The organism is Aliivibrio wodanis (assembly GCF_052920805.1).
The window spans coordinates 2,812,079-2,833,131 of the sequence record NZ_JBREXA010000002.1 but is presented as its reverse complement, the minus strand read 5'-3'; the positions used below and the strand labels follow the sequence as shown (position 1 = coordinate 2,833,131).

At 40.0% G+C, this 21,053-nt stretch carries 15 protein-coding genes and 1 pseudogene; 5 read left to right on the top strand and 11 right to left on the bottom strand.

The window, feature by feature from the left end; genetic code table 11:
• Window positions 1-153: 153 nt before the first annotated feature.
• Window positions 154-822: a DNA mismatch repair endonuclease MutH gene (gene mutH / locus ACU5DF_RS21200; RefSeq protein WP_045102864.1), complete on the top strand. Its 669-nt coding sequence runs from the start codon at window positions 154-156 to the stop codon at window positions 820-822.
• Between the two features lie 36 nt (window positions 823-858).
• Here mutH and ACU5DF_RS21195 read toward each other — a convergent pair whose 3' ends face one another.
• From ACU5DF_RS21195 to xerD, 6 genes are all read right to left on the bottom strand, one after another.
• Window positions 859-2,196: a sigma-54-dependent transcriptional regulator gene (locus tag ACU5DF_RS21195; RefSeq protein ID WP_446714071.1), complete on the bottom strand. Its 1,338-nt coding sequence runs from the start codon at window positions 2,194-2,196 to the stop codon at window positions 859-861.
• Between the two features lie 347 nt (window positions 2,197-2,543).
• Window positions 2,544-4,049: a lysine--tRNA ligase gene (gene lysS, locus ACU5DF_RS21190; RefSeq protein WP_045102866.1), complete on the bottom strand. Its 1,506-nt coding sequence runs from the start codon at window positions 4,047-4,049 to the stop codon at window positions 2,544-2,546.
• 13 nt (window positions 4,050-4,062) lie between these two features.
• Window positions 4,063-5,161, bottom strand: a protein-coding gene (gene prfB / locus ACU5DF_RS21185) for a peptide chain release factor 2 (RefSeq protein WP_446714070.1) whose coding sequence is annotated in 2 segments (ribosomal slippage) — window positions 4,063-5,085 and window positions 5,087-5,161 — 1,098 coding nt in all. Because the reading frame shifts where the segments join, the coding sequence is not laid out codon by codon here.
• 269 nt (window positions 5,162-5,430) lie between these two features.
• A complete protein-coding gene (gene recJ, locus ACU5DF_RS21180) occupies window positions 5,431-7,170 on the bottom strand; it encodes a single-stranded-DNA-specific exonuclease RecJ (RefSeq protein ID WP_446714069.1) in 1,740 nt (579 codons plus the stop codon).
• A gap of 99 nt (window positions 7,171-7,269) precedes the next feature.
• The gene (dsbC, locus tag ACU5DF_RS21175; protein ID WP_045102869.1) at window positions 7,270-8,046 is read right to left on the bottom strand and encodes a bifunctional protein-disulfide isomerase/oxidoreductase DsbC; all 777 of its coding nucleotides are present in this window, start codon (window positions 8,044-8,046) and stop codon (window positions 7,270-7,272) included.
• A gap of 77 nt (window positions 8,047-8,123) precedes the next feature.
• The gene (gene xerD, locus ACU5DF_RS21170) at window positions 8,124-9,020 is read right to left on the bottom strand and encodes a site-specific tyrosine recombinase XerD (protein WP_060992475.1); all 897 of its coding nucleotides are present in this window, start codon (window positions 9,018-9,020) and stop codon (window positions 8,124-8,126) included.
• 141 nt (window positions 9,021-9,161) lie between these two features.
• On the opposite strand from xerD, the gene fldB reads away from it, so the two are divergent.
• Complete coding sequence (gene fldB, locus ACU5DF_RS21165) at window positions 9,162-9,680, top strand: flavodoxin FldB (protein WP_446714068.1); 519 nt, start codon at window positions 9,162-9,164, stop codon at window positions 9,678-9,680.
• 122 nt (window positions 9,681-9,802) lie between these two features.
• Here the strand turns inward: fldB and brnQ are convergent, their stop codons facing one another.
• On the bottom strand, window positions 9,803-11,116 hold the full coding sequence (gene brnQ, locus ACU5DF_RS21160; RefSeq protein ID WP_446714067.1) for a branched-chain amino acid transport system II carrier protein: 1,314 nt from the start codon (window positions 11,114-11,116) through the stop codon (window positions 9,803-9,805).
• Window positions 11,117-11,403: 287 nt separating this feature from the next.
• Between brnQ and ACU5DF_RS21155 the strand changes: the two genes are divergently transcribed.
• Together ACU5DF_RS21155 and srmB are read left to right on the top strand one after the other, a co-directional pair.
• On the top strand, window positions 11,404-12,108 hold the full coding sequence (locus tag ACU5DF_RS21155; protein WP_446714066.1) for a tRNA1(Val) (adenine(37)-N6)-methyltransferase: 705 nt from the start codon (window positions 11,404-11,406) through the stop codon (window positions 12,106-12,108).
• Window positions 12,109-12,231: 123 nt separating this feature from the next.
• Window positions 12,232-13,479: an ATP-dependent RNA helicase SrmB gene (srmB, locus tag ACU5DF_RS21150; protein ID WP_045102874.1), complete on the top strand. Its 1,248-nt coding sequence runs from the start codon at window positions 12,232-12,234 to the stop codon at window positions 13,477-13,479.
• Window positions 13,480-13,671: 192 nt separating this feature from the next.
• Here srmB and fbaA read toward each other — a convergent pair whose 3' ends face one another.
• From fbaA to tkt, 4 genes are all read right to left on the bottom strand, one after another.
• Complete coding sequence (gene fbaA, locus ACU5DF_RS21145) at window positions 13,672-14,748, bottom strand: class II fructose-bisphosphate aldolase (RefSeq protein WP_446714065.1); 1,077 nt, start codon at window positions 14,746-14,748, stop codon at window positions 13,672-13,674.
• A 154-nt stretch (window positions 14,749-14,902) separates the two neighbouring features.
• Window positions 14,903-16,066, bottom strand: a complete 1,164-nt coding sequence (locus tag ACU5DF_RS21140) for a phosphoglycerate kinase (RefSeq protein WP_045102876.1) — start codon at window positions 16,064-16,066, stop codon at window positions 14,903-14,905.
• Between the two features lie 165 nt (window positions 16,067-16,231).
• Window positions 16,232-17,251, bottom strand: coding sequence for an erythrose-4-phosphate dehydrogenase (gene epd, locus ACU5DF_RS21135; RefSeq protein WP_446714287.1), 1,020 nt, complete (start codon window positions 17,249-17,251; stop codon window positions 16,232-16,234).
• Window positions 17,252-17,390: 139 nt separating this feature from the next.
• Entirely contained in the window at window positions 17,391-19,385 is a 1,995-nt protein-coding gene (gene tkt, locus ACU5DF_RS21130; RefSeq protein ID WP_446714064.1) for a transketolase, read from the bottom strand.
• A gap of 386 nt (window positions 19,386-19,771) precedes the next feature.
• On the opposite strand from tkt, the pseudogene metK reads away from it, so the two are divergent.
• Window positions 19,772-20,927 (top strand): annotated as a pseudogene (gene metK, locus ACU5DF_RS21125) (methionine adenosyltransferase).
• Window positions 20,928-21,053 lie beyond the last annotated feature (126 nt).

The window sequence follows — 21,053 nt, the reverse complement described above, 5'->3', positions numbered from 1 at the left end:
TTCATAAATAAAGCACTGTATATAGGTACAGAAAAAATAGTTCTGTATAAAAAACACCCTCAAATGTGGATAACTTAATGAGATCTAAGTAAAGTGCTAAATGCAAAGAATAATATGTTAATCTTGCTCACTGCACACTATGAATAAGCCACTATGAATCAATCTCCCCCTACGACTATTAATGAGCTTCTAACGAGAGCCCAACACATTGCAGGCTATACATTATCAGAGCTCGCAGCACAATCAGGTATACCGGTTCCTGAAAATTTAAAGAGAGATAAGGGCTGGGTTGGACAGTTATTGGAGATGCATCTAGGGGCCTCTGCTGGTAGTAAACCCCTACCTGATTTTATTGATCTTGGTATTGAATTAAAAACAATCCCAATTAGCCATGTAGGAAAACCACTCGAAACAACATTTGTTTCTGTTGCACCATTAACAGGCATTCATAATTTACGTTGGGAAGAATCACATGTGCGCCATAAATTAGCTCATGTTTTATGGATCCCAGTAGAAGGAGAAAGAGAGATCCCTGTCGGTGATCGACACGTTGGTTATCCAGTTCTCTGGCGACCTTCATTGATTGAAGAGTCTCAACTCCAACAAGATTGGGAAGAATTGATGGATTTAATCGTTTTAGGTAAGGTTGAATCAATTACAGCAAGGCATGGTGAAGTTCTTCAATTAAGACCAAAAGCTGCCAATAGCAAAGCATTAACAGAAGCTTATGGTGAAAATGGCCAGCCTATAAAAACTTTACCACGAGGGTTCTATTTAAAAACTCATTTTACCCATAAGATCCTAACGTCATTTTTTGATTAAAAAAGGCTTACTCTCATCAGTAAACCTTTGATATATCTAACTATAGCTTCTTGGTTCTGAAATTAGATTATGCTTATTCAACAACCGATACATTGTCGCCCGAGAAACACCGAGTTCTTTAGCAGCTGAAGATACTTGTCCGTCGTGGGACTCTAATACCGTAAGTAGTGCGTCTCGTTCAGAGTCTTCACGAATTACACGTAAACTGCGTTTTATTTCGGTGCGCTGAGGCAAATCTAAATGCTCAAGATCTACCGTCATACTATCTGCTAGTAATACCGCTCTTTTTACTTGATTTACCAACTCACGAATATTACCAGGCCATTGATAATAAAGCATAGTTTGCATTGCTTCTTCCGAAAAGGTTCGAGCTTGAGTATTATATTCTCGTGCGTATTTTTGCAAAAAATGTTCAGCAAGAATTGAAATATCTGCGCCTCTCTCTTTTAAAGAGGGGGCATGTATACGAAGGACATTTAAACGATAATAAAGCTCTTCTTTAAAATAACCCTCTTCTACCTGCTTCTCTAAATCAATATGACTTGCCACAATCACTCTTACATCAAGTTCTATTACTCCTTGCGCTGTTTCTATGCAGCCTTCTTGTAAAAAATGTAATAATTTTTGCTGTTGAGTTAAAGGTAAATCATTAATATCATTTAAAAATAACGTCCCACCATTGGCTTTAAATAATTTAGTATCTTCAAAGCTTAAAGCCTCAAAACCAAAAAGCTCTTGCTCTATTTTACTTTCAGATAACGCACCACAATTTAAAGAAATAAAAGGACCTTTATTTCTTCCTGATGACTCATGAACCGCTTTGGCAACATCACCTTTACCTACACCGCTTTCTCCTGAAATTAAAATAGATACGTCCGTTGGTGCCACTCGACGAACCTGATCACGCAAGCGCTTTACTGCTGGAGCTTCACCTAAAATTCCTAAGTCAGATTTATTTCCCATATTAGGCCATACTTTACGCTCTAGCTTCAACATGCCTAATTGATGGCCGATTGTGCTAAGCAATTGAGCATCAGGAATTGGAGCTGTGAAAAAATCAACACAGAAATTCACAATAAACTGGCAGATGGTATCTGAACTTAATTGAGATTCTCGAATAAAGGCCATCCAACGAACTTGTTTATTATTATTTACTAACGTCGCGATACCATTAAGGCTGAAATCATCTTGGCTTAAATCTACAATGCCAATACATGGGCCAATTTCATCAAACAGTGCTTGCGCTGCTCGGAGGTCATAACAACGATGACAACGCCAACCAACTTGTTCTAATACTGCTAACCAAGGTTCATAACTTCCCCCTACCACAACTAATGAACCAGGAACAGAGTCCATACGAAACTGAGTACCCATAGCATTACCTCTAAATTTGTTAATTAAGCCAACTGAAATATTTCTTAAGGCAACTATACAGGTTTTAAGACTCATCAGCGTCTCACTGATGAGACGCTCGTCATCTTTTAAACAATGTAAATACAAAATATCGACATTTCACAAGTGATATTTAACATATTAGCTAAAAAAATGACTCATTAATGATATTAAATGAATGAAATAGAATAAGCAGATGGCTTTTTATGACTTTTAAATAAGAAGGTGTTCGTAGAAGGGAATTGTAAAAGTTAAGTCAATTGAATTAAAAAGTAAAAAAGAGCAGCTATAGAAGCTGCCCTTTTTTTATTTATTCGCCTTAGCTTACATTACGCTTGTGGGCGCATTGCTGGGAATAAAATAACATCGCGAATTGTATGAGTATTAGTGAATAGCATCGCTAGACGGTCAATACCAATACCTTGACCTGCTGTTGGTGGAAGGCCATGCTCTAGGGCTGTAATATAATCTGCATCATAGTACATTGCTTCATCATCACCAGCATCTTTTGCGTTAACTTGTGCTTTAAAACGCTCATCTTGATCTTGTGCATCATTAAGCTCAGAGAAGCCATTTGCTACTTCACGACCACCGATGAAGAACTCGAAGCGGTCTGTGAAGAACGGGTTACCATCGCTACGGCGTGCTAATGGAGAGATATCTGCAGGGTAACCTGTAATGAATGTTGGTTGAATTAACTGAGGTTCAGCCGTTTCACCAAAGATTTCTTCAAGAAGTTGACCACATGTCCAGAAGCTTTCTACTTCAACATGAACTGATTTTGCAATTGACACCATGAAATCACGATCTTGAATGTCAGCTTCAGTCATTTTTTGAATTTCAGCGTGATCAGGATTGTACTGCTTAATCGCTTCAAACATGCTCATGCGTGCATAAGTACCACCAAATTCAACCGTTTCATCACCATAAGGCATAGATGTAGAACCAAGAACATCTAGCGCTGCAGTGCTTAGCATCTCTTCTGTTAGATCCATTAGGTCTTTGTAATCAGAATAAGCTTGGTAGAATTCCATCATTGTAAATTCAGGGTTGTGACGTGGAGAAAGCCCCTCGTTACGGAAGTTACGGTTGATCTCAAATACACGATCAAAACCACCAACAACCAAACGCTTTAGATAAAGCTCAGGAGCAACGCGTAGGTACATATCGATATCTAACGCATTGTGATGAGTGATAAATGGACGCGCTGTTGCCCCACCAGGGATCACGTGCATCATTGGAGTTTCAACTTCTAGATAGCCTTTCGCACTCATGAAGTTACGGATAGAAGCAACTAGCTTTGAACGAATGATGAATGCTTGACGAGAGTCTTCATTAACGATCAAATCAACATAACGTTGACGATAACGCATCTCTTGATCAGTTAAGCCATGGAATTTTTCTGGTAATGGACGAAGTGCTTTAGTTAGCAATTCATAGTGATCCATGTTCACGTAAAGATCACCTTTACCTGATTTATGCAGAGCACCTTTAACACCGATGATGTCACCGATATCTAAGCCTTGGTATTTTTCTTTAAGCTCTTTTTGCACATCTTTTGCTGCATAAGCTTGGATCTTACCAGACGTTTCTTGGATCAATAAGAATGGACCGCGCTTAGCCATGATACGGCCAGCAATAGCGACTACATGGTTCATTTCTTCTAGCTCTTCTTTGGTTTTTTCACCAAACTCTGCTTGAAGATCACCCGCTAGATTTTCACGACGAAAATCATTTGGGTGGCCATTAGCCTTACATGATTGACGAATATGGTCTAATTTACCACGACGCTCTGCAATCAGTTTATTTTCATCTTGTTGTACTTGGTCAGTCATAATGAACCCTTTCTTATAATCCAGATTTTAAGCTGGCTTCGATAAATTTATCTAAATCACCGTCTAATACGGCTTGCGTATTACGATTTTCAATGCCGGTACGCAAATCTTTAATACGCGAATCATCCAATACGTATGAGCGGATCTGACTGCCCCACCCGATATCAGATTTAGAATCTTCGTTTACTTGTTTCTCTGCGTTTTGTTTCTGAAGCTCAAGTTCAAACAGTTTTGCTTTTAGCTGCTTCATCGCTTGTGCTTTATTTTTATGCTGAGAACGATCATTTTGACATTGCACAACTGTATTTGTCGGAACGTGAGTAATACGTACCGCAGATTCAGTGGTGTTTACGTGTTGGCCACCCGCGCCAGAAGCTCGGTATACATCAATACGTAAATCAGCAGGATTGATATCCACTTCAATATTGTCATCTATTTCAGGATAGATAAATGCTGAAGCAAATGAGGTATGTCGACGACCACTTGAATCAAATGGAGACTTACGAACTAAACGGTGCACACCAGTTTCAGTACGCAGCCAACCATAAGCATATTCACCTGATATACGAACTGTTGCCCCTTTAAGGCCAGCAACATCGCCATCAGAGACTTCAATAACTTCCGTCTTAAATCCTTTAGCTTCCGCCCAACGCAAATACATACGCAACATCATTGATGTCCAATCTTGCGCTTCTGTACCGCCAGAGCCAGATTGTAAATCAATATAACAATCAGATGGGTCATGATCGCCTGAGAACATACGACGAAATTCTAACGTCGCTAGTTTTTCTTCTAATTCAGCAAGTTCAGGCTCTATTTCATCAAACGTCTCTTGATCTTGCTCTTCAACAGCTAACTCAAGTAAACCTTCAACGTCTTCGCCGCCTAAATCTAATTGGTCAATAGTTTCAACAATCGCTTCTAAAGAGGCACGTTCTTTACCTAATGCTTGTGCGCGCTCAGGTTCATTCCATACTTCTGGTTGTTCTAGCTCTGCATTGACTTCTTCTAGACGCTCTTTCTTAGCATCATAGTCAAAGGTACCCCCTCAGGATATTTGTGCGATCAGACACATCCTGTAGGCGGTTTTTAATAGGATTAATTTCGAACATGGTGTTTATCATCGCCGAATAAAAAATAACCGAGAGATTTTAACCAAAAGTGTGATAGAAATCGAGGTATTTCAACCTCTGAAAGTAAGAACAATAAGGATTAAGAAAATGGTGTAAATTTAATCACACCAAATTTCTTTTTATTTAACCTCAACTCGGAATACAAGCCTTTCTATTTTCATACAAAACAAGAAGGTAATATTTCATTAAGCTTTTCTTAACGGAATATTTGATATAATTCAACCTGCTTACTTTATAGAGCGGTAGCTTTACATTGGTTCTATATATTCAACCATTAGTTGTAATGTTTGATTACCACGAAATTCATTGATATCTAAACGATAAGCTAGCTTCACCTTTTGTACCGACGCATCTGGCCAACGACGCACATCAATATTAAAAGCAATCGCATCGACCATTTGATTGGTTGGAAAATCTTTATGAATTGGTTCTAACATTAATTTAAGGTGCTTCTCACCCACTAATCTTTGATTTAACACTTTAAATTCACCATCAAAAATAGGTTCAGGGAAGGCTTGTCCCCATGGTCCACCCGCTCGAATAATTTCAGCGGTGCCTAAGGTAAATTCTTCTGGTGTTAGTTCACCATCAGATAAAACCACCCCATTAAGCGCCTCTTCTTCCACCGATTCGCGAACCACATCATCAAAAGCTTGGCTGAATTTCTTATAATCAACTTCTTTAATGGTTAAGCCTGCCGCCATTGCATGACCACCAAACTTCAAAATCAGCCCAGGATTTCGAGTATCAATCAAATCCAAGGCATCACGCATATGAAAGCCAGAGATAGAACGACATGAGCCTTTAATGAAACCATCACCGCCATCAGCAAAGGCAATCACTGGGCGGTGATATTTTTCTTTAATACGAGAAGCAAGAATACCGATCACACCCTGATGCCAATCTCTCTGGAATAACACCAAGCCAAAAGGCAATTCACTTTGTGCGCCGAATTCTAAGCGCTCACAAATCGCCATTGCTTCATCTTTCATGCCTTGCTCTATTTCTTTACGAGTTTGATTTAAGGCATCTAGCTCTGAGGCCATGCGGCGTGCAGCATGAATATTGTTGGACATAAGAAGCTCAACACCAAACGACATGTCATCCAAGCGTCCTGCGGCATTGATTCTTGGGCCTAATGCAAAACCAAAATCAGAAGCAACAATTCGAGAAGGCACTTTATTTGCTACTTCGATTAACGCTTGAATACCCGGACGACATTTACCCGCACGAATACGTTGAATGCCTTGATGTACCAAAATACGGTTGTTTTCATCAAGTGCAACTAAATCTGCAACGGTACCTAGTGCGACTAAATCCAATAAATCAGCAAGGTTCGGAATAGGAATATTTTGAGTTTCAAACCAATTATTTTCGCGTAAACGAGCTCGAATCGCTAGCATCAAGTAAAAAGCCACACCTACGCCTGCTAGTGATTTTGATGGGAACGCACATTCCTCAAGGTTAGGGTTAACAATTGAATCAGCGATTGGCAAAGAAGATCCCGGTAAATGGTGATCGGTTACGACCACTTGCATTCCATAGGCTTTCGCAGCTGCAACACCTTCAATTGATGAAACACCATTATCTACCGTCATGATGATCTCAGCACCCATATCTTTAGCTTGATCAACAACATCAGGACTTAACCCATAACCATCTTCAAAACGATTCGGCACTAAGTAATCCACATTACTGCTACCCATCAGTCGAAATGCCATGACAGATAGTGCCGAACTCGTCGCGCCATCCGCATCAAAATCACCCACAACAATAATACGGGTTTGTTTGGCAATCGCCTCAACTAAAATATCGACAGCCTTGGTGATTCCATGCATGGATTGAAATGACAGCAGTGATCTCGCGCCACGGTCTAATTGACTATTTGATGTGATCCCTCGAGCTGCATAAATCCGTTGTAAGATTGAAGGAATTGAACTTGGTAAAGCAGGGATTTCTGGAATAAGACGACGTTTCACTTCAATCATGATAATGGCCTAAAGTTAGAGTTACTAAGATAAAAAAATCCCCGCACCATACTTAATTTAAACAAGTATTGCGGGGACTTAAATTAGGTTAAAAAAGAATTATTTTTCTAAGTCTTTCAAAAGCTCTTGTGCTGGTTTGTAGCCAGGAACTAAATCACCATTAGGCAGTACAATTGCAGGTGTACCATTCACACCCATTTTACGACCTAATAAATATTGCTCTTTGATGATATTTTTACACTGAGCTGTTGCTGGTTTTGAACCATTGATTGCACGATTTGATTTCGCATCAGCCATTGCTTGCTGCTTATCATCAGCACACCAAATTTGTGCCATTTTATCAGCAACAGAACCTTGGTAGCCTTGACGAGGATACGCTAAATAACGAACCGTAATACCCGCATCATTATAATCTTTCATCTCTTTATGAAGCTTTGTACAGTAACCACAAGTGATATCAGTAAAAACTGTGATTACATGTTTTTCGTTTTTCGCCGGGAACACAATCATGTTCTCACTTTGGCTATCAACCAATTTTGCAAAACGAGCTGCTAATAAATCTTTCATATTGCCATTTTCATCAAACTCAAAGATACGCCCTTGAACAAAGTGCTTACCATCATCTGATACATAAAAAATACCAAATGGCGTTTCAACTTGCTTAAAACCATCTACTTCAGAGTCATGAATTGCTTCAACAGGTAAGCCTAATGTTATTAAACGCTGAGTAATAATTTCTTCTGAATCTGATTGAGATAATTCTACTGCAGATGGAGAGACTACTTTTTCTTTCGCTTGCTCATCAGAACAAGCAGTAAAAGAGACAACACTTAGTAGAGCAATAATCATCGCGCTAGTACGGCGAATAAATGACATAAAAGATACCTATAAAAGAAATAATAGTAGAAGGTTTGATTTTTAGAGTCTTAAAATTACAAGAAGTTCCTTATCCATTATGAACGAGGATGATGCTCTTGGTGGATCTGTTTCAAACGTTCCGTTGCTACATGAGTATATATTTGTGTTGTCGAAAGATCACTATGTCCAAGTAACATTTGTACGACTCTAAGATCTGCACCATAGTTTAGTAAATGCGTCGCAAAAGCATGACGTAAAACATGAGGTGATAATTTGTCAGTATCAATACCGGCAATCACTGCATAATGCTTAATACGATGCCAAAAGGTTTGCCTTGTCATTTGCCTTGCGCGTTTACTTGGGAATACCACATCAGAGCTTTTCTCGCCAAGTAAGGCTGGGCGCCCTTGATCTAGAAAAGTTTGGATCCAATCAACGGCATTCTCTCCCATCGGCACTAAACGTTCTTTATCGCCTTTACCAGTAACACGAACCACACCTTGACGCAGGCTTAAGTTTTCCATGGTTAAACTGACTAATTCCGTCACACGCAAACCTGTTGCATAAAGCAATTCTAACATTGCGCGATCACGAAGCTCTAATGGATCATCTACATTAGGCGCTTCTAATAAATCATTTACTTGCTCTTCACTTAAATCTTTTGGTAATCGTTGCGGTAGCTTAGGGCTCATCAGTAACGCGGTTGGATCATCACCACGAATTTTTTCTCGGTGTAGATATTGGAAAAATCGACGAAGTGCTGACAACATACGTGCTCGTGAAGTCTGCTTGTATTCTTTGTCTACCAAATATGCTTGATATTCATTTAACCCCATTGCTGAAATAGAAGCACATTTATAATGATTATCTTCTAGCCATTGCAGTAACTTCACCAAGTCATTTCGATATGAAGCTAACGTATTTTCTGATAATCCACGCTCCATCCACATGGTATCTAAAAAACGCTCTATTAAAGCCATATCATTGTTCATTGCCATCACCATTTACTGAAAACCAAAAATACTGGTTAGAATTACAGTATTAAACAATTATCACGGCTTTCATTGCAAGTTTAATTTTAAGAATCATTTGCGGTACACTAGGCTTTCGTCCTCATTAATATGGTAGTTAAAATGAAAATTGGTCTGTTTTACGGCTCTTCCACTTGTTATACCGAAATGGCATCTGAAAAAATCAGAGCAACAATGGGCGAAGAGTTGGTTGATATCTACAATATTAAAGAGACCCCAGTAACAACAATGAACGATTATGATTTGTTATTACTTGGTATTTCTACATGGGATTTTGGTGAAATTCAAGAAGATTGGTTAGCCGTATGGGAAGAGCTTGATGGCCTTTCTTTACAAGGTAAAACCATCGCTCTATTTGGGTTAGGTGATCAAGAAGGCTATGGCGAATGGTTCTTAGATGCGATGGGTTTATTGCACGATGAATTAAAAGCCACTGATGCTAAATTTATTGGTTATTGGAAAAATGAAGGCTATCTGTTTGATGCATCAAAAGCATTGACTGAAGATGAATCTCACTTTGTTGGTTTGGCGCTAGATGAAGACAGTCAATATGATAAGAGTGATGAGCGTATTGAGCAGTGGTGTGAGCAGGTGTTAGTTGAGTATCACGATTCACTTTAACACTAGAAACGATACGCTTCGCTAACTAGAACGCTTCGCTCCTATAAAAGAAAAGAGCGAGTAAACTTAAACAGTTACACTCGCTCTTATAGTCTCTAGTCTCTAGTCTCTAGTTTCTAGAATTATGCGTTTTCAGTTACTAGTTCGTCTTCTTTCTTACCAACAAAACGAACAGCAATCATCGAAGCAAACGTTGGGATAACCCAAGCCATACCGTGATCAAACATTGGTAACATAGAGAACGCTGACATATCTGCACCAGCAACCTTCGCTGCATCTAATACAGCAAAACAGGTCGCAACTAAAATCACAACTCGGTAAGCAAGACGAGGGTTTGGCATAAACTTACGTGTAAATGCTAATGCCACCAACGCAATTGCTACAGGGTAAAGTAAGAACAATACTGGTACCGACAAGGTAATTAACTGGCTTAAACCAACATTAGCAACCACTGCACATGCAACACCAACAATAATAACCCATGCTTTATACGTCACTTTGCAAATTGAACTAAAGTAATCAGCACATGCTGAGATCAGGCCAATCGCAGTTGTTAAACAAGCAATCAATACGATAATAGATAATACTATTTGGCCAGAAGAACCAAACAATGCATGAGTGTATGCAGTTAAAATCGCCCCGCCATTTTCAGCACCCGCAGCAACCGTACTTGATGTTGCCCCTAGGTAGAATAAAGAAATGTACACAAACGCTAAACCAAGTGCAGCAATACAACCTGCCATTGTCAGGTATTTTGTGGTTGCTTTATGCTCTGTAATGCCTTTCTTTTTTAATGCATCGATAATCAAAATACCGAACATCAAGGCACCAAAGGTATCCATAGTATTATAGCCTTCAAAAAACCCCGTAGTTAAAGGACTATCAATATAGTTTCCTGTTGCTGCAATAATGTCACCTTGAGGATTCACGAAAACAGCAATAGCAAGAACCATTAAACCAACAAATAATGCAGGTGTTAAGAACTTACCAATCGTATCGATAAGCTTGCCTTGAGACCATGCAAAGAACATTGCGATTGAAAAAAATGCGATTGAGAATAATGTTAAAGAAAACTGACCCGCATTCACTCCAATAAAAGGTTTTGCTGCCATTTCATAAGCTACTAAGCCTGTTCGTGGCGCAGCAAAGGCTGGACCAATAATAACGAACATAAGTATCGCCATAACCATAGCGACTTTTGGTGGAAGATCACGCGTAAGGTGCTGCCAAGAACCACCAGCAACGCCAATGGCAATGATTGTTAATAATGGCAGACCTACAGCTGTAATAAGAAAACCGCTCATCGCACTAAAAACATGCTCACCAGCCATCTGACCTGCGATTGGAGGGAAAATAATATTACCAGCACCTAAAAAGAAGGCAAAAAGCATAAAGCCGACAGCAATAATATCGGCAAGTTTTAATGATTGTTTCACAGGAAACCCTTGTATAATGTTGTGTGTATTAAATATTGTGTTTTATATCTTTTTTGATATTTATTTCAGAATAATGACTAATAAATCATTAAATCGCAATAGCTTAGTCTAAAACACCATAATCTAGTTGTAATTATGTTAAAAAGCAGTGTTATCAACCAAAAATAACATTTATAAAAGAGTGATCAGTCAGCATAGAAAGCATCAACAAAATATTAAAAATAGAACATCACACTAATTAACATATAAAGCACAACATTAACATCTGACGTATATTTAGGTTATTCATGAATAAAAGCTTCACTTTCAAGCAGTTCCATATTGATATTGGTGAATGTGGCATGCCAGTAAGTACTGACGGGGTATTGCTCGGCTCATGGGCGAATATTAAAAATAGTTCTTCCATCATCGATATCGGCTGTGGAACTGGGCTATTAAGTTTAATGTGTGCTCAAAGAGAGCTATCTAGTCACATTGATGCTATCGAACTAATGCCAGCAGCATCACAAGTTGCACAAACGAATTTTCTAAACAGCGTATGGGCAGAACGTTTGCATTTATTTCATCAGGATATTCTCTCCTACCAGGTAAATAAAAAGTATGACGCTATTATTTGTAACCCACCTTATTTCAATAATGGGGAACAATCTAAAAAAGGGGAGCGCTCTGTTGCACGTCACTCTAATTCATTACCATTTAGTGATTTACTAGCTCAATGTAAAAAACTACTCACAACTCAAGGTCGAGCAAGCTTCATTCTTCCACTTTTCGAAGGTAATCAATTTATTCAAATAGCTAAAAATGACGATTTTCACTTAACTAAACTAACAAAAGTGAAAACAACAGAAAAAAAAGAAGTTTCCCGTTTATTGATTGAGCTTTCTCTTTTTCCTTATGATTATCAAGAGAATACGTTAGTGATTCATAGTGAAAATGGATACAGTCACGACTTTATTCAGTTAACTAGATGCTTTTATCTCAATATGGATTAAAAGATCGGTGATCCATCTCTAATAAATCACTATAATGTCTGGCTAATACCAATCTAAATAAGTAGTAAAATACTGAGTTAGGTTGGAAAATATTCTATTTAGACCTGAACGGAGAATCTACCCTTGATCAAAACGTTTGCTGATCTCGATCTATCCCCTAACCTATTGCGCGCTCTTGAGGAGATTGGTTATCAACGTCCAACTCAAGTTCAGGCTATGGCTATTCCTGAAGCATTAGAAGGAAAAGATATTCTTGCTTCTGCTCCAACTGGTACTGGTAAGTCAGCAGCTTTCTTACTGCCAGCACTACAGCACCTTGACGACTTCCCTCGTCGTGATCCAGGACCTGCGCGTATTCTGATCCTAACGCCAACTCGTGAGCTTGCCATTCAAGTTGCCGATGAAGCTCGTGAATTATCAAAGTACACACGCCATAAAGTATTTACGATCACAGGCGGTATTAGCTACCAAGATCACGCTGATATTCTTGCTACTACTCAAGATATCGTTGTAGCGACACCAGGGCGTTTAATGGAGTACATCGAAGCTGAGCGCTTTGATTGTCGAGCTATTGAAACACTGATCCTTGATGAAGCTGACCGTATGCTAGATATGGGCTTTGGTCCTGTTGTTGATCGTCTTTCAAAAGAGTGTCGCTGGCGTAAGCAAACCTTCTTATTCTCTGCAACATTAGAAGGCCGTGGTGTAGAAGGTTTCACAGCCGACCTACTTAATGAGCCAGCTGAAATTAATGCTGAGCCATCGCGTCGTGAGCGTAAGAAGATCACACAGTGGTATCACCGTGCCGATAATATGCCTCATAAAATTGAGCTATTAAAAAGTATCTTAACTCAACAAGCTGAACGCTCAATTGTCTTTGTTAAAACGCGCGAGCGTCTTGCTGAGCTTCGTGGCCACTTAGAAACAGCTAAGATTTCATGCGCCTGGCTACAAGGCGATATGCCACAAGAAAGTCGCAATAATGCTATCGCTCGTTTCCGTGATGGCAAAGTTAATGTTCTTATTGCAACAGATATTGCTGCTCGCGGTATTGATTTACCTAATGTAACTCACGTTATTAACTTTGATATGCCACGTACTGCTGATGTGTATTTACACCGTATCGGCCGTACTGCTCGTGCAGGTAAAAAAGGTAATGCGGTTTCTTTAATCGAAGCACATGATCAGAAGATGATGGAACGCGTGGGTCGCTACGTTAAAGAAGAAGATGAAGTCATTAAAGAACGCTTTGTTGAAGGATTAAAACCACAGCATAAAAAAGCAGTCTTTAAGAACAAACAAAAAAAGAACGCGAAGAAAAAAGCGGCTTTAGCGAAGAAACTTGCACCGAAGAAGAAAAAGAAAAAGTAATTTCTATACGCTTCGCTAGCTAGAACGCTACGCTCTAGAAACGATAAAAGCAGTCTGTATTTACAGGCTGCTTTTTTATATTTAAAGAATATAGATAGGTTTCAGATCGCTTCGCTTAAAGGATTCAGACATAAAAAAACCCGCTATCAGCGGGTTTTTTATTAACTCAATTAGAGCGTTCTATAATAAAAATTATAGTACGTTAACTGCGTTAAGGTCAGCAAATGCTTTTTCAAGACGCGTAACCATTGAAGCTTGACCAGCGCGTAACCAAACACGTGGATCGTAGTACTTCTTGTTTGGCGCAGCTTCGCCAGTTGGGTTACCGATTTGACCTTGTAGGAAATCACGGTTTTCAGCTTCGTATGTACGAACGCCATCCCATGAAGCCCACTGAGTATCAGTATCGATGTTCATTTTGATAACACCGTAACCGATAGACTCTTGGATTTCTGCTTCAGAAGAACCAGAACCACCGTGGAATACAAAGTTAAGTGCATCAGCCGCGATACCGAATTTCTCAGCACAATGTGCTTGAGAGTCACGTAGGATTGTAGGAGTAAGTACAACGTTACCAGCTTGGTAAACACCGTGTACGTTACCGAAAGATGCTGCGATAGTGAAACGTGGGCTAACTGCGTTTAGTTTCTCATATGCGTATGCAACATCTTCAGGAGAAGTATAAAGCTCAGATGCGTCCATATCAGAGTTATCAACGCCGTCTTCTTCACCACCAGTACAACCAAGTTCAATCTCGATTGTCATGTTTAGTTTAGCCATACGCTCTAGGTACTTAGCACATGTCTCGATGTTCTCTTCTAGAGACTCTTCAGAAAGGTCTAGCATGTGAGAAGAGAATAATGGCTTACCAGTTTGCGCGAAGAACTCTTCACCAGCGTCTAGTAGACCGTCGATCCATGGAAGAAGTTTCTTAGCAGCGTGGTCAGTATGAAGAATAACTGGAACACCGTAAGATTCTGCTACTGCGTGAACGTATTTTGCACCAGCTACAGCACCAAGGATTTGTGCGCCTTGACCTTCAAGTTTAACGCCTTTACCAGCGAAGAAACCAGCACCACCATTAGAGAACTGAACAACAACTGGAGCTTTAGCTTTAGCAGCAGCTTCAAGAACAGCATTGATAGTATCAGTGTTGATTACGTTTACTGCAGGAAGAGCAAATTTGTTTGCTTTTGCTACTTCAAATACTTTCTGTACGTCGTCGCCAGAAATAACACCAGGTTTTACAAAATCGAAGATCTTAGACATGGAAATAGTCCTATTTATTCTATCGTTTTAAAATTAAAAAACTTACGTTTAAATTTTTGCAAACGTTTGCTCACAACTGTCGCTATTGTATCAATAAACATTGCCATCAACAAACGTAAAAAACGGGAATGTTAAATTCCCGCTTTCTAAATAATTATGCTTTAGCACGCTCTTCAAGCATTGCTACTGCTGGGAGTACTTTACCTTCAACAAACTCAAGGAATGCACCACCACCTGTAGAGATGTAAGAAACATCTGCTTTAATACCGAATTTATCGATAGCTGCTAGCGTATCACCACCACCTGCTACAGAGAAACCTTCAGAATCAGCGATTGCTTTAGAAATGCCGGCTGTACCTGCTTCAAAGTTTTTGAATTCAAATACGCCAACTGGGCCATTCCAAAGAATTGTTTTTGCATTCTTAATGATGTCAGCAAGAACTGCTGTTGAATCAGGGCCAAGATCGAAGATCATGTCGTCATCTTGAACGTCTGCAACGTTTTTGATTTCAGCTTCAGCGTTTTCATCAAATGCTTTTGCACACGCAACATCTGTAGCAACAGGGATTGAACACTCAACCATCAGTTTTTTAGCCGTTTCAACTAGATCAGCTTCGTATAAAGACTTACCTACGTTGTGACCTTCAGCAGCGATGAATGTATTCGCGATACCACCACCAACAACAAGTTGGTCAGCGATTTTAGATAGAGACTCAAGAACTGTCAGTTTAGTTGATACTTTAGAACCACCAACGATAGCAACTAATGGACGAGCAGGATTGTCCATTGCTTTGCCTAGAGCTTCAAGTTCAGCAGCTAGAAGAGGACCAGCACATGCTACAGGAGCGTTCATGCCAACACCGTGAGTTGACGCTTGAGCACGGTGAGCAGTACCAAATGCGTCCATCACGAAGATGTCACATAGTGCAGCGTATTGCTTAGAAAGCGCTTCTTCGTTCTTTTTCTCGCCTTTGTTAAAGCGAACGTTTTCAAGAACAACTAACTCACCAGCGTTTAATTCAAGACCATCTAGGTAGTCTTTAGCTAGTTTAACGTCACAATCTAGTGCGTCATTTAAGTAGTTAACTACAGGAGCTAGAGAGAACTCTTCGTTGTACTCGCCTTCCGTTGGACGACCTAGGTGAGAAGTAACCATTACTTTAGCGCCAGCTTCCAAGCAAAGCTTGATAGTTGGTAGAGATGCTAGGATACGAGCATCAGAAGTTACTTTACCATCTTTAACTGGTACGTTTAGGTCAGCACGGATAAATACGCGTTTACCTGCAAGTTCCAGGTCAGTCATCTTGATTACAGACATGTTGTGTCCTCTCAATTAAATAATAAAAAGTTTTCAAGCTCGGCATCATTGCCAAACCGATTAAATTCTTACTGCATTATTCAATAAATAGGGATGGAGTTCACTTTTTTCAAGGTGAAAATTAATCTTTTTTCTCTTTCCATCACAATTTTTTGATTACAGCTTTTATTTTTGCATTGCCAATGCGGTGTCTAACATCCGATTCGCAAATCCCCATTCGTTATCGCACCAAACTAACATTTTTACTAAATGCCCATTACTTACTCTTGTTTGTGAACCATCGACAATGGCGCTGTGAGGATCATGATTAAAGTCGATAGAAACAAGCGGCGCTTCAGTATAGTCAACAATGTTATGTAATGTACACCGAGATGCATTAACAATGGTTTGATTTATGTCATTAACTTTCACATTTGTATTAATTGTTACACTTAAATCCATCGCAGTGACGTTTACCGTAGGGACTCTCACGGAAATAGCTTCAAATTTGTTAGAAAATTTCGGAAAAATACGTTCAATACCTTTATGCAACTTAGTATCAACAGGAATAATAGACTGACTTGCCGCACGAGTTCGGCGTAAGTCAGGGTGATAAGCATCAATCACTTGTTGATCATTCATGGATGAGTGGATGGTTGTAATGGTTCCAGAGTCAATCCCAAACGCATCATCTATCGCTTTAATAACTGGAATAATACAGTTTGTAGTACATGAACCATTGGAGACAATTCTATGTTCTGGCAGCAAAGTGTCATGATTGACACCATAAATGATAGTGTTATCTAAATCGCTACTACCAGGATGCGAAAAGAGAACCTTTTTAGCTCCCGCTTCAATATGTTTCTCACCATCCGCTTTTGAACCATAAACACCAGTGCAATCTAAGACTAAATCGACATCTAATGAATGCCACGGTAAAAGTGTAATATCGGCTTGATGCAGGATCCGTACTTTATCTTGAGTGCCATCAGGTAAGTCGATATAAAGATATTCTTGATCATGAGTGACTTTATGCTGAAAGCGTCCGTGGGTAGAGTCGTATTGAAGAAGGTGTGCCATCCCTTCTGGTTGTGACAGTTCATTCACTGCAACGATTTCTATTTGATCACGCTTTCCGCTTTCATATAAAGCACGAAGAACACTGCGACCAATTCGGCCAAATCCATTTATCGCCACTCTTAACATAATTCCATTCACTCAGATTTATTTGTCGTCTATTGTACTCTTTTCGCTTTTTTCTTAAAGGATCAAAAAAGCGAAGCCATCTTTCGATAACTTCGCTTTTTATTTAGTTATTCACTTTTATTAAGCAAATGACTTTTGATTAAGCTAAAAGCTCTTTTGCTGTGTTTACTACATTTTCAGTAGTGAAACCAAACATTTTGAATAGCTCGTCAGCAGGCGCTGATTCACCAAACGTTGTCATACCAATGATCTTGCCACCGAAACCAACGTACTTGTACCAGAAATCAGCAATACCGGCTTCAACAGCGATACGCTTAGTTACTGATGATGGTAAAACCGCTTCACGGTACGCTTCGTCTTGCTTATCAAATGCATCAGTAGATGGCATAGATACAACACGTACAGCTTTACCGTCTGCAGACAGTTGAGCTGCTGCTTCAACCGCTAGTTCAACTTCTGAACCTGTAGCGATAAGGATAAGCTCTGGTTGGCCTTCGCAATCTTTCAGGATGTAACCACCCTTAGCGATATTAGCCACTTGCTCTGCGTTACGATCTTGTTGTGCAAGATTTTGACGAGAGAAGATTAGTGCTGATGGGCCATCACGACGTTCAATTGCTAGCTTCCAAGAAACAGCAGATTCAACTTGGTCACATGGGCGCCATGTGCTCATGTTTGGCGTTAGACGTAGAGAAGCGATCTGCTCAACCGGTTGGTGAGTTGGACCATCTTCGCCAAGACCGATAGAGTCATGTGTGTAGACTTGGATATTCTGAATTTTCATCAGTGCAGCCATACGCATAGCATTACGCGCGTATTCCATGAACATTAGGAACGTTGCGCCGTATGGTACGAAACCACCGTGCAGAGCAATACCATTCATGATAGCTGTCATAGCAAACTCACGAACACCGTAGTGAATGTAGTTGCCAGAGAAATCTTCAGCCGTTAGAGATTTAGAACCAGACCACATGGTCAAGTTAGATGGTGCAAGGTCAGCAGAGCCACCCATGAACTCAGGTAGCATAGCACCAAACGCTTCTAGTGCATTTTGAGATGCTTTACGTGATGCAATGTTTGCAGGGTTTGCTTGAAGATCTGCAATGATTGCATTTGTCTTCTCTTCCCACTCAGCAGGTAGGCCACCGTTTACACGACGCTTATATTCAGCTGCCAGTTCTGGGTGCGCTGCTGCGTATGCATCAAATTTCGCATTCCAAGATGCTTCTTTTGCTGTTCCTGCTTCTTTTGCATCCCACTCGCCGTAAACATCGGCAGGAATTTCAAATGCACCATGCTCCCAGCCAAGCTTCGCTTTAGTTGCTGCGATTTCATCAGCACCTAGTGGAGCACCATGACAATCGTGCGTACCTTCTTTGTTTGGAGAACCAAAACCAATGATAGTTTTAGTACAGATCAAAGTAGGACGAGGATCCGCTTTTGCTGCTACGATCGCTGCATTGATTGCGTCAGCATCGTGACCATCTACAGCTGGAATTACGTGCCAACCGTACGCTTCAAAACGTTTAGGTGTATCGTCAGAGAACCAACCCTCAACTTCACCATCGATAGAAATACCGTTATCATCCCAGAAAGCAACCAGCTTACCAAGACCTAATGTACCCGCTAGAGAGCATGCTTCGTGAGAGATACCTTCCATTAGACAGCCATCGCCCATAAACACGTATGTGTTGTGGTCAACGATATCGTGACCTTCACGGTTAAATTGTGCTGCCAATGCTTTTTCAGCCATCGCCATACCAACACCGTTAGTGATGCCTTGCCCTAATGGACCAGTTGTTGTTTCAATGCCAGGTGCATAGCCGTATTCAGGGTGACCTGGAGTTTTAGAATGCAGTTGACGGAAGTTCTTTAAATCTTCGATAGACAGGTCGTAACCTGAAAGGTGAAGCAGAGAATAAATCAGCATAGAACCGTGGCCATTCGAAAGAATGAAACGGTCACGATCTGCCCACTCTGGGTTTTGTGGGTTGTGATTTAAGTGGCTACGCCATAATACTTCAGCGATGTCTGCCATACCCATAGGTGCGCCTGGGTGACCAGAATTTGCTTGTTGAACACCATCCATGCTTAAAGCGCGGATTGCATTTGCTAGATGTTTACGTGAAGACATGCCTGCTCCTGAAAATTCGAAGGACTATATGTTTATTGAGCTAGTTAACTCTTGATTAGTTATCCATAAATATGGATTAACTTAAATTTGCAGCGCCATATTGTCGCAAAGGCTTATCAGCACTGCAAACGATTACTTAATAAATAAGAGGCTTTTTTTCACGATTTTGAAAGAAAACTGTATTTTTATAGACAATTATCCTCTTCTAACGCAAACGATTGGTTATGACATATATCTTAGTACTTTAGTAAAATGAGTTGTAATTAACCAACTTTGCGTTATTATGGACGTCTAGATGGAAGAACACCTACACTGTTAAACGTATAGACTTATATATACTGTGGGTATTTTCTTAAAATTTATTACCTATAGAAGTGGAGCTCATCATGGCTAAGCACCTATTTACCTCTGAGTCAGTATCAGAAGGTCACCCAGATAAAATTGCAGACCAAATTTCAGATGCTGTACTTGATGCGATCTTAGAGCAAGATCCAAAAGCACGTGTTGCTTGTGAAACGTACGTAAAAACTGGCATGGTTATGGTCGGTGGTGAAGTAACAACTTCTGCATGGGTTGATATCGAAGAAATCACTCGTGAAACCGTTCGTGAAATTGGTTATGTTCATTCAGACATGGGCTTTGATGCAAACTCTTGTGCTGTATTAAATACTATTGGTAAGCAATCTCCAGACATCAACCAAGGTGTTGATAAAGCTGACCCTAAAGAGCAAGGTGCTGGGTGATCAAGGCATCATGTTTGGTTACGCGACAAACGAAACTCCAATTTTAATGCCCGCTCCAATTACTTACTCTCATCTACTTGTTCAAAAACAAGCAGAAGTACGTAAAAGCGGAAAACTGGACTTCTTACGTCCAGATGCAAAATCTCAAGTAACTTTCCAATACGACCAAGGTAAAATTGTTGGTATTGATGCTGTTGTTCTTTCAACTCAACACAGTGATTCTGTAACAACTGCAGATCTTCGTGAAGCGGTAATGGAAGAGATCATCAAACCTGTACTTCCTCAAGAATGGCTAAATAAAGACACTAACTTCTTTATTAACCCAACAGGTCGTTTTGTTATCGGTGGCCCAATGGGTGACTGTGGCCTTACTGGTCGTAAAATCATCGTAGATACTTACGGCGGCGCAGCTCGTCACGGTGGTGGTGCATTCTCTGGTAAAGATCCATCAAAAGTTGACCGCTCAGCAGCATACGCTGCACGTTATGTAGCGAAAAATATCGTTGCAGCTGGCATGGCTGATCGTTGTGAAATTCAACTTTCATACGCTATCGGTATTGCAGATCCAACATCAATCATGGTTGAAACGTTTGGTACTGAAAAAGTATCTCACGACATCATCATTGAAGCGGTTCGTCAGCACTTTGACCTACGTCCATATGGTCTACAAGAAATGCTTAACCTTCTTCAACCTATCTACAAGAAGACGGCAGCATACGGTCACTTCGGTCGTGAAGAGTTCCCTTGGGAAGCGACAGATAAAGCTGAAATCCTTCGTGATTTCGCAGGTATCAAGTAATTTATTGTTTAAATTACTCATAAAAGAGGAAGCTTCGGCTTCCTTTTTTGTTTTTCAGCCCCATATCTCTTGTTATATATTACGGTAATCTAATTCAAGCCTATCTTAATTATTCACAATTTAAAG

Bases quoted from the DNA above. Each gene is read 5' to 3' on its own strand.
- mutH (WP_045102864.1), top strand. From the start codon at position 154: ATGAATCAATCTCCCCCTACGACTATTAATGAGCTTCTAACGAGAGCC.
- ACU5DF_RS21195 (WP_446714071.1), bottom strand. From the start codon at position 2,196: ATGGGTACTCAGTTTCGTATGGACTCTGTTCCTGGTTCATTAGTTGTG.
- lysS (WP_045102866.1), bottom strand. From the start codon at position 4,049: ATGACTGACCAAGTACAACAAGATGAAAATAAACTGATTGCAGAGCGT.
- recJ (WP_446714069.1), bottom strand. From the start codon at position 7,170: ATGATTGAAGTGAAACGTCGTCTTATTCCAGAAATCCCTGCTTTACCA.
- dsbC (WP_045102869.1), bottom strand. From the start codon at position 8,046: ATGTCATTTATTCGCCGTACTAGCGCGATGATTATTGCTCTACTAAGT.
- xerD (WP_060992475.1), bottom strand. From the start codon at position 9,020: ATGAACAATGATATGGCTTTAATAGAGCGTTTTTTAGATACCATGTGG.
- fldB (WP_446714068.1), top strand. From the start codon at position 9,162: ATGAAAATTGGTCTGTTTTACGGCTCTTCCACTTGTTATACCGAAATG.
- ACU5DF_RS21155 (WP_446714066.1), top strand. From the start codon at position 11,404: ATGAATAAAAGCTTCACTTTCAAGCAGTTCCATATTGATATTGGTGAA.
- fbaA (WP_446714065.1), bottom strand. From the start codon at position 14,748: ATGTCTAAGATCTTCGATTTTGTAAAACCTGGTGTTATTTCTGGCGAC.
- ACU5DF_RS21140 (WP_045102876.1), bottom strand. From the start codon at position 16,066: ATGTCTGTAATCAAGATGACTGACCTGGAACTTGCAGGTAAACGCGTA.
- epd (WP_446714287.1), bottom strand. From the start codon at position 17,251: ATGTTAAGAGTGGCGATAAATGGATTTGGCCGAATTGGTCGCAGTGTT.
- tkt (WP_446714064.1), bottom strand. From the start codon at position 19,385: ATGTCTTCACGTAAACATCTAGCAAATGCAATCCGCGCTTTAAGCATG.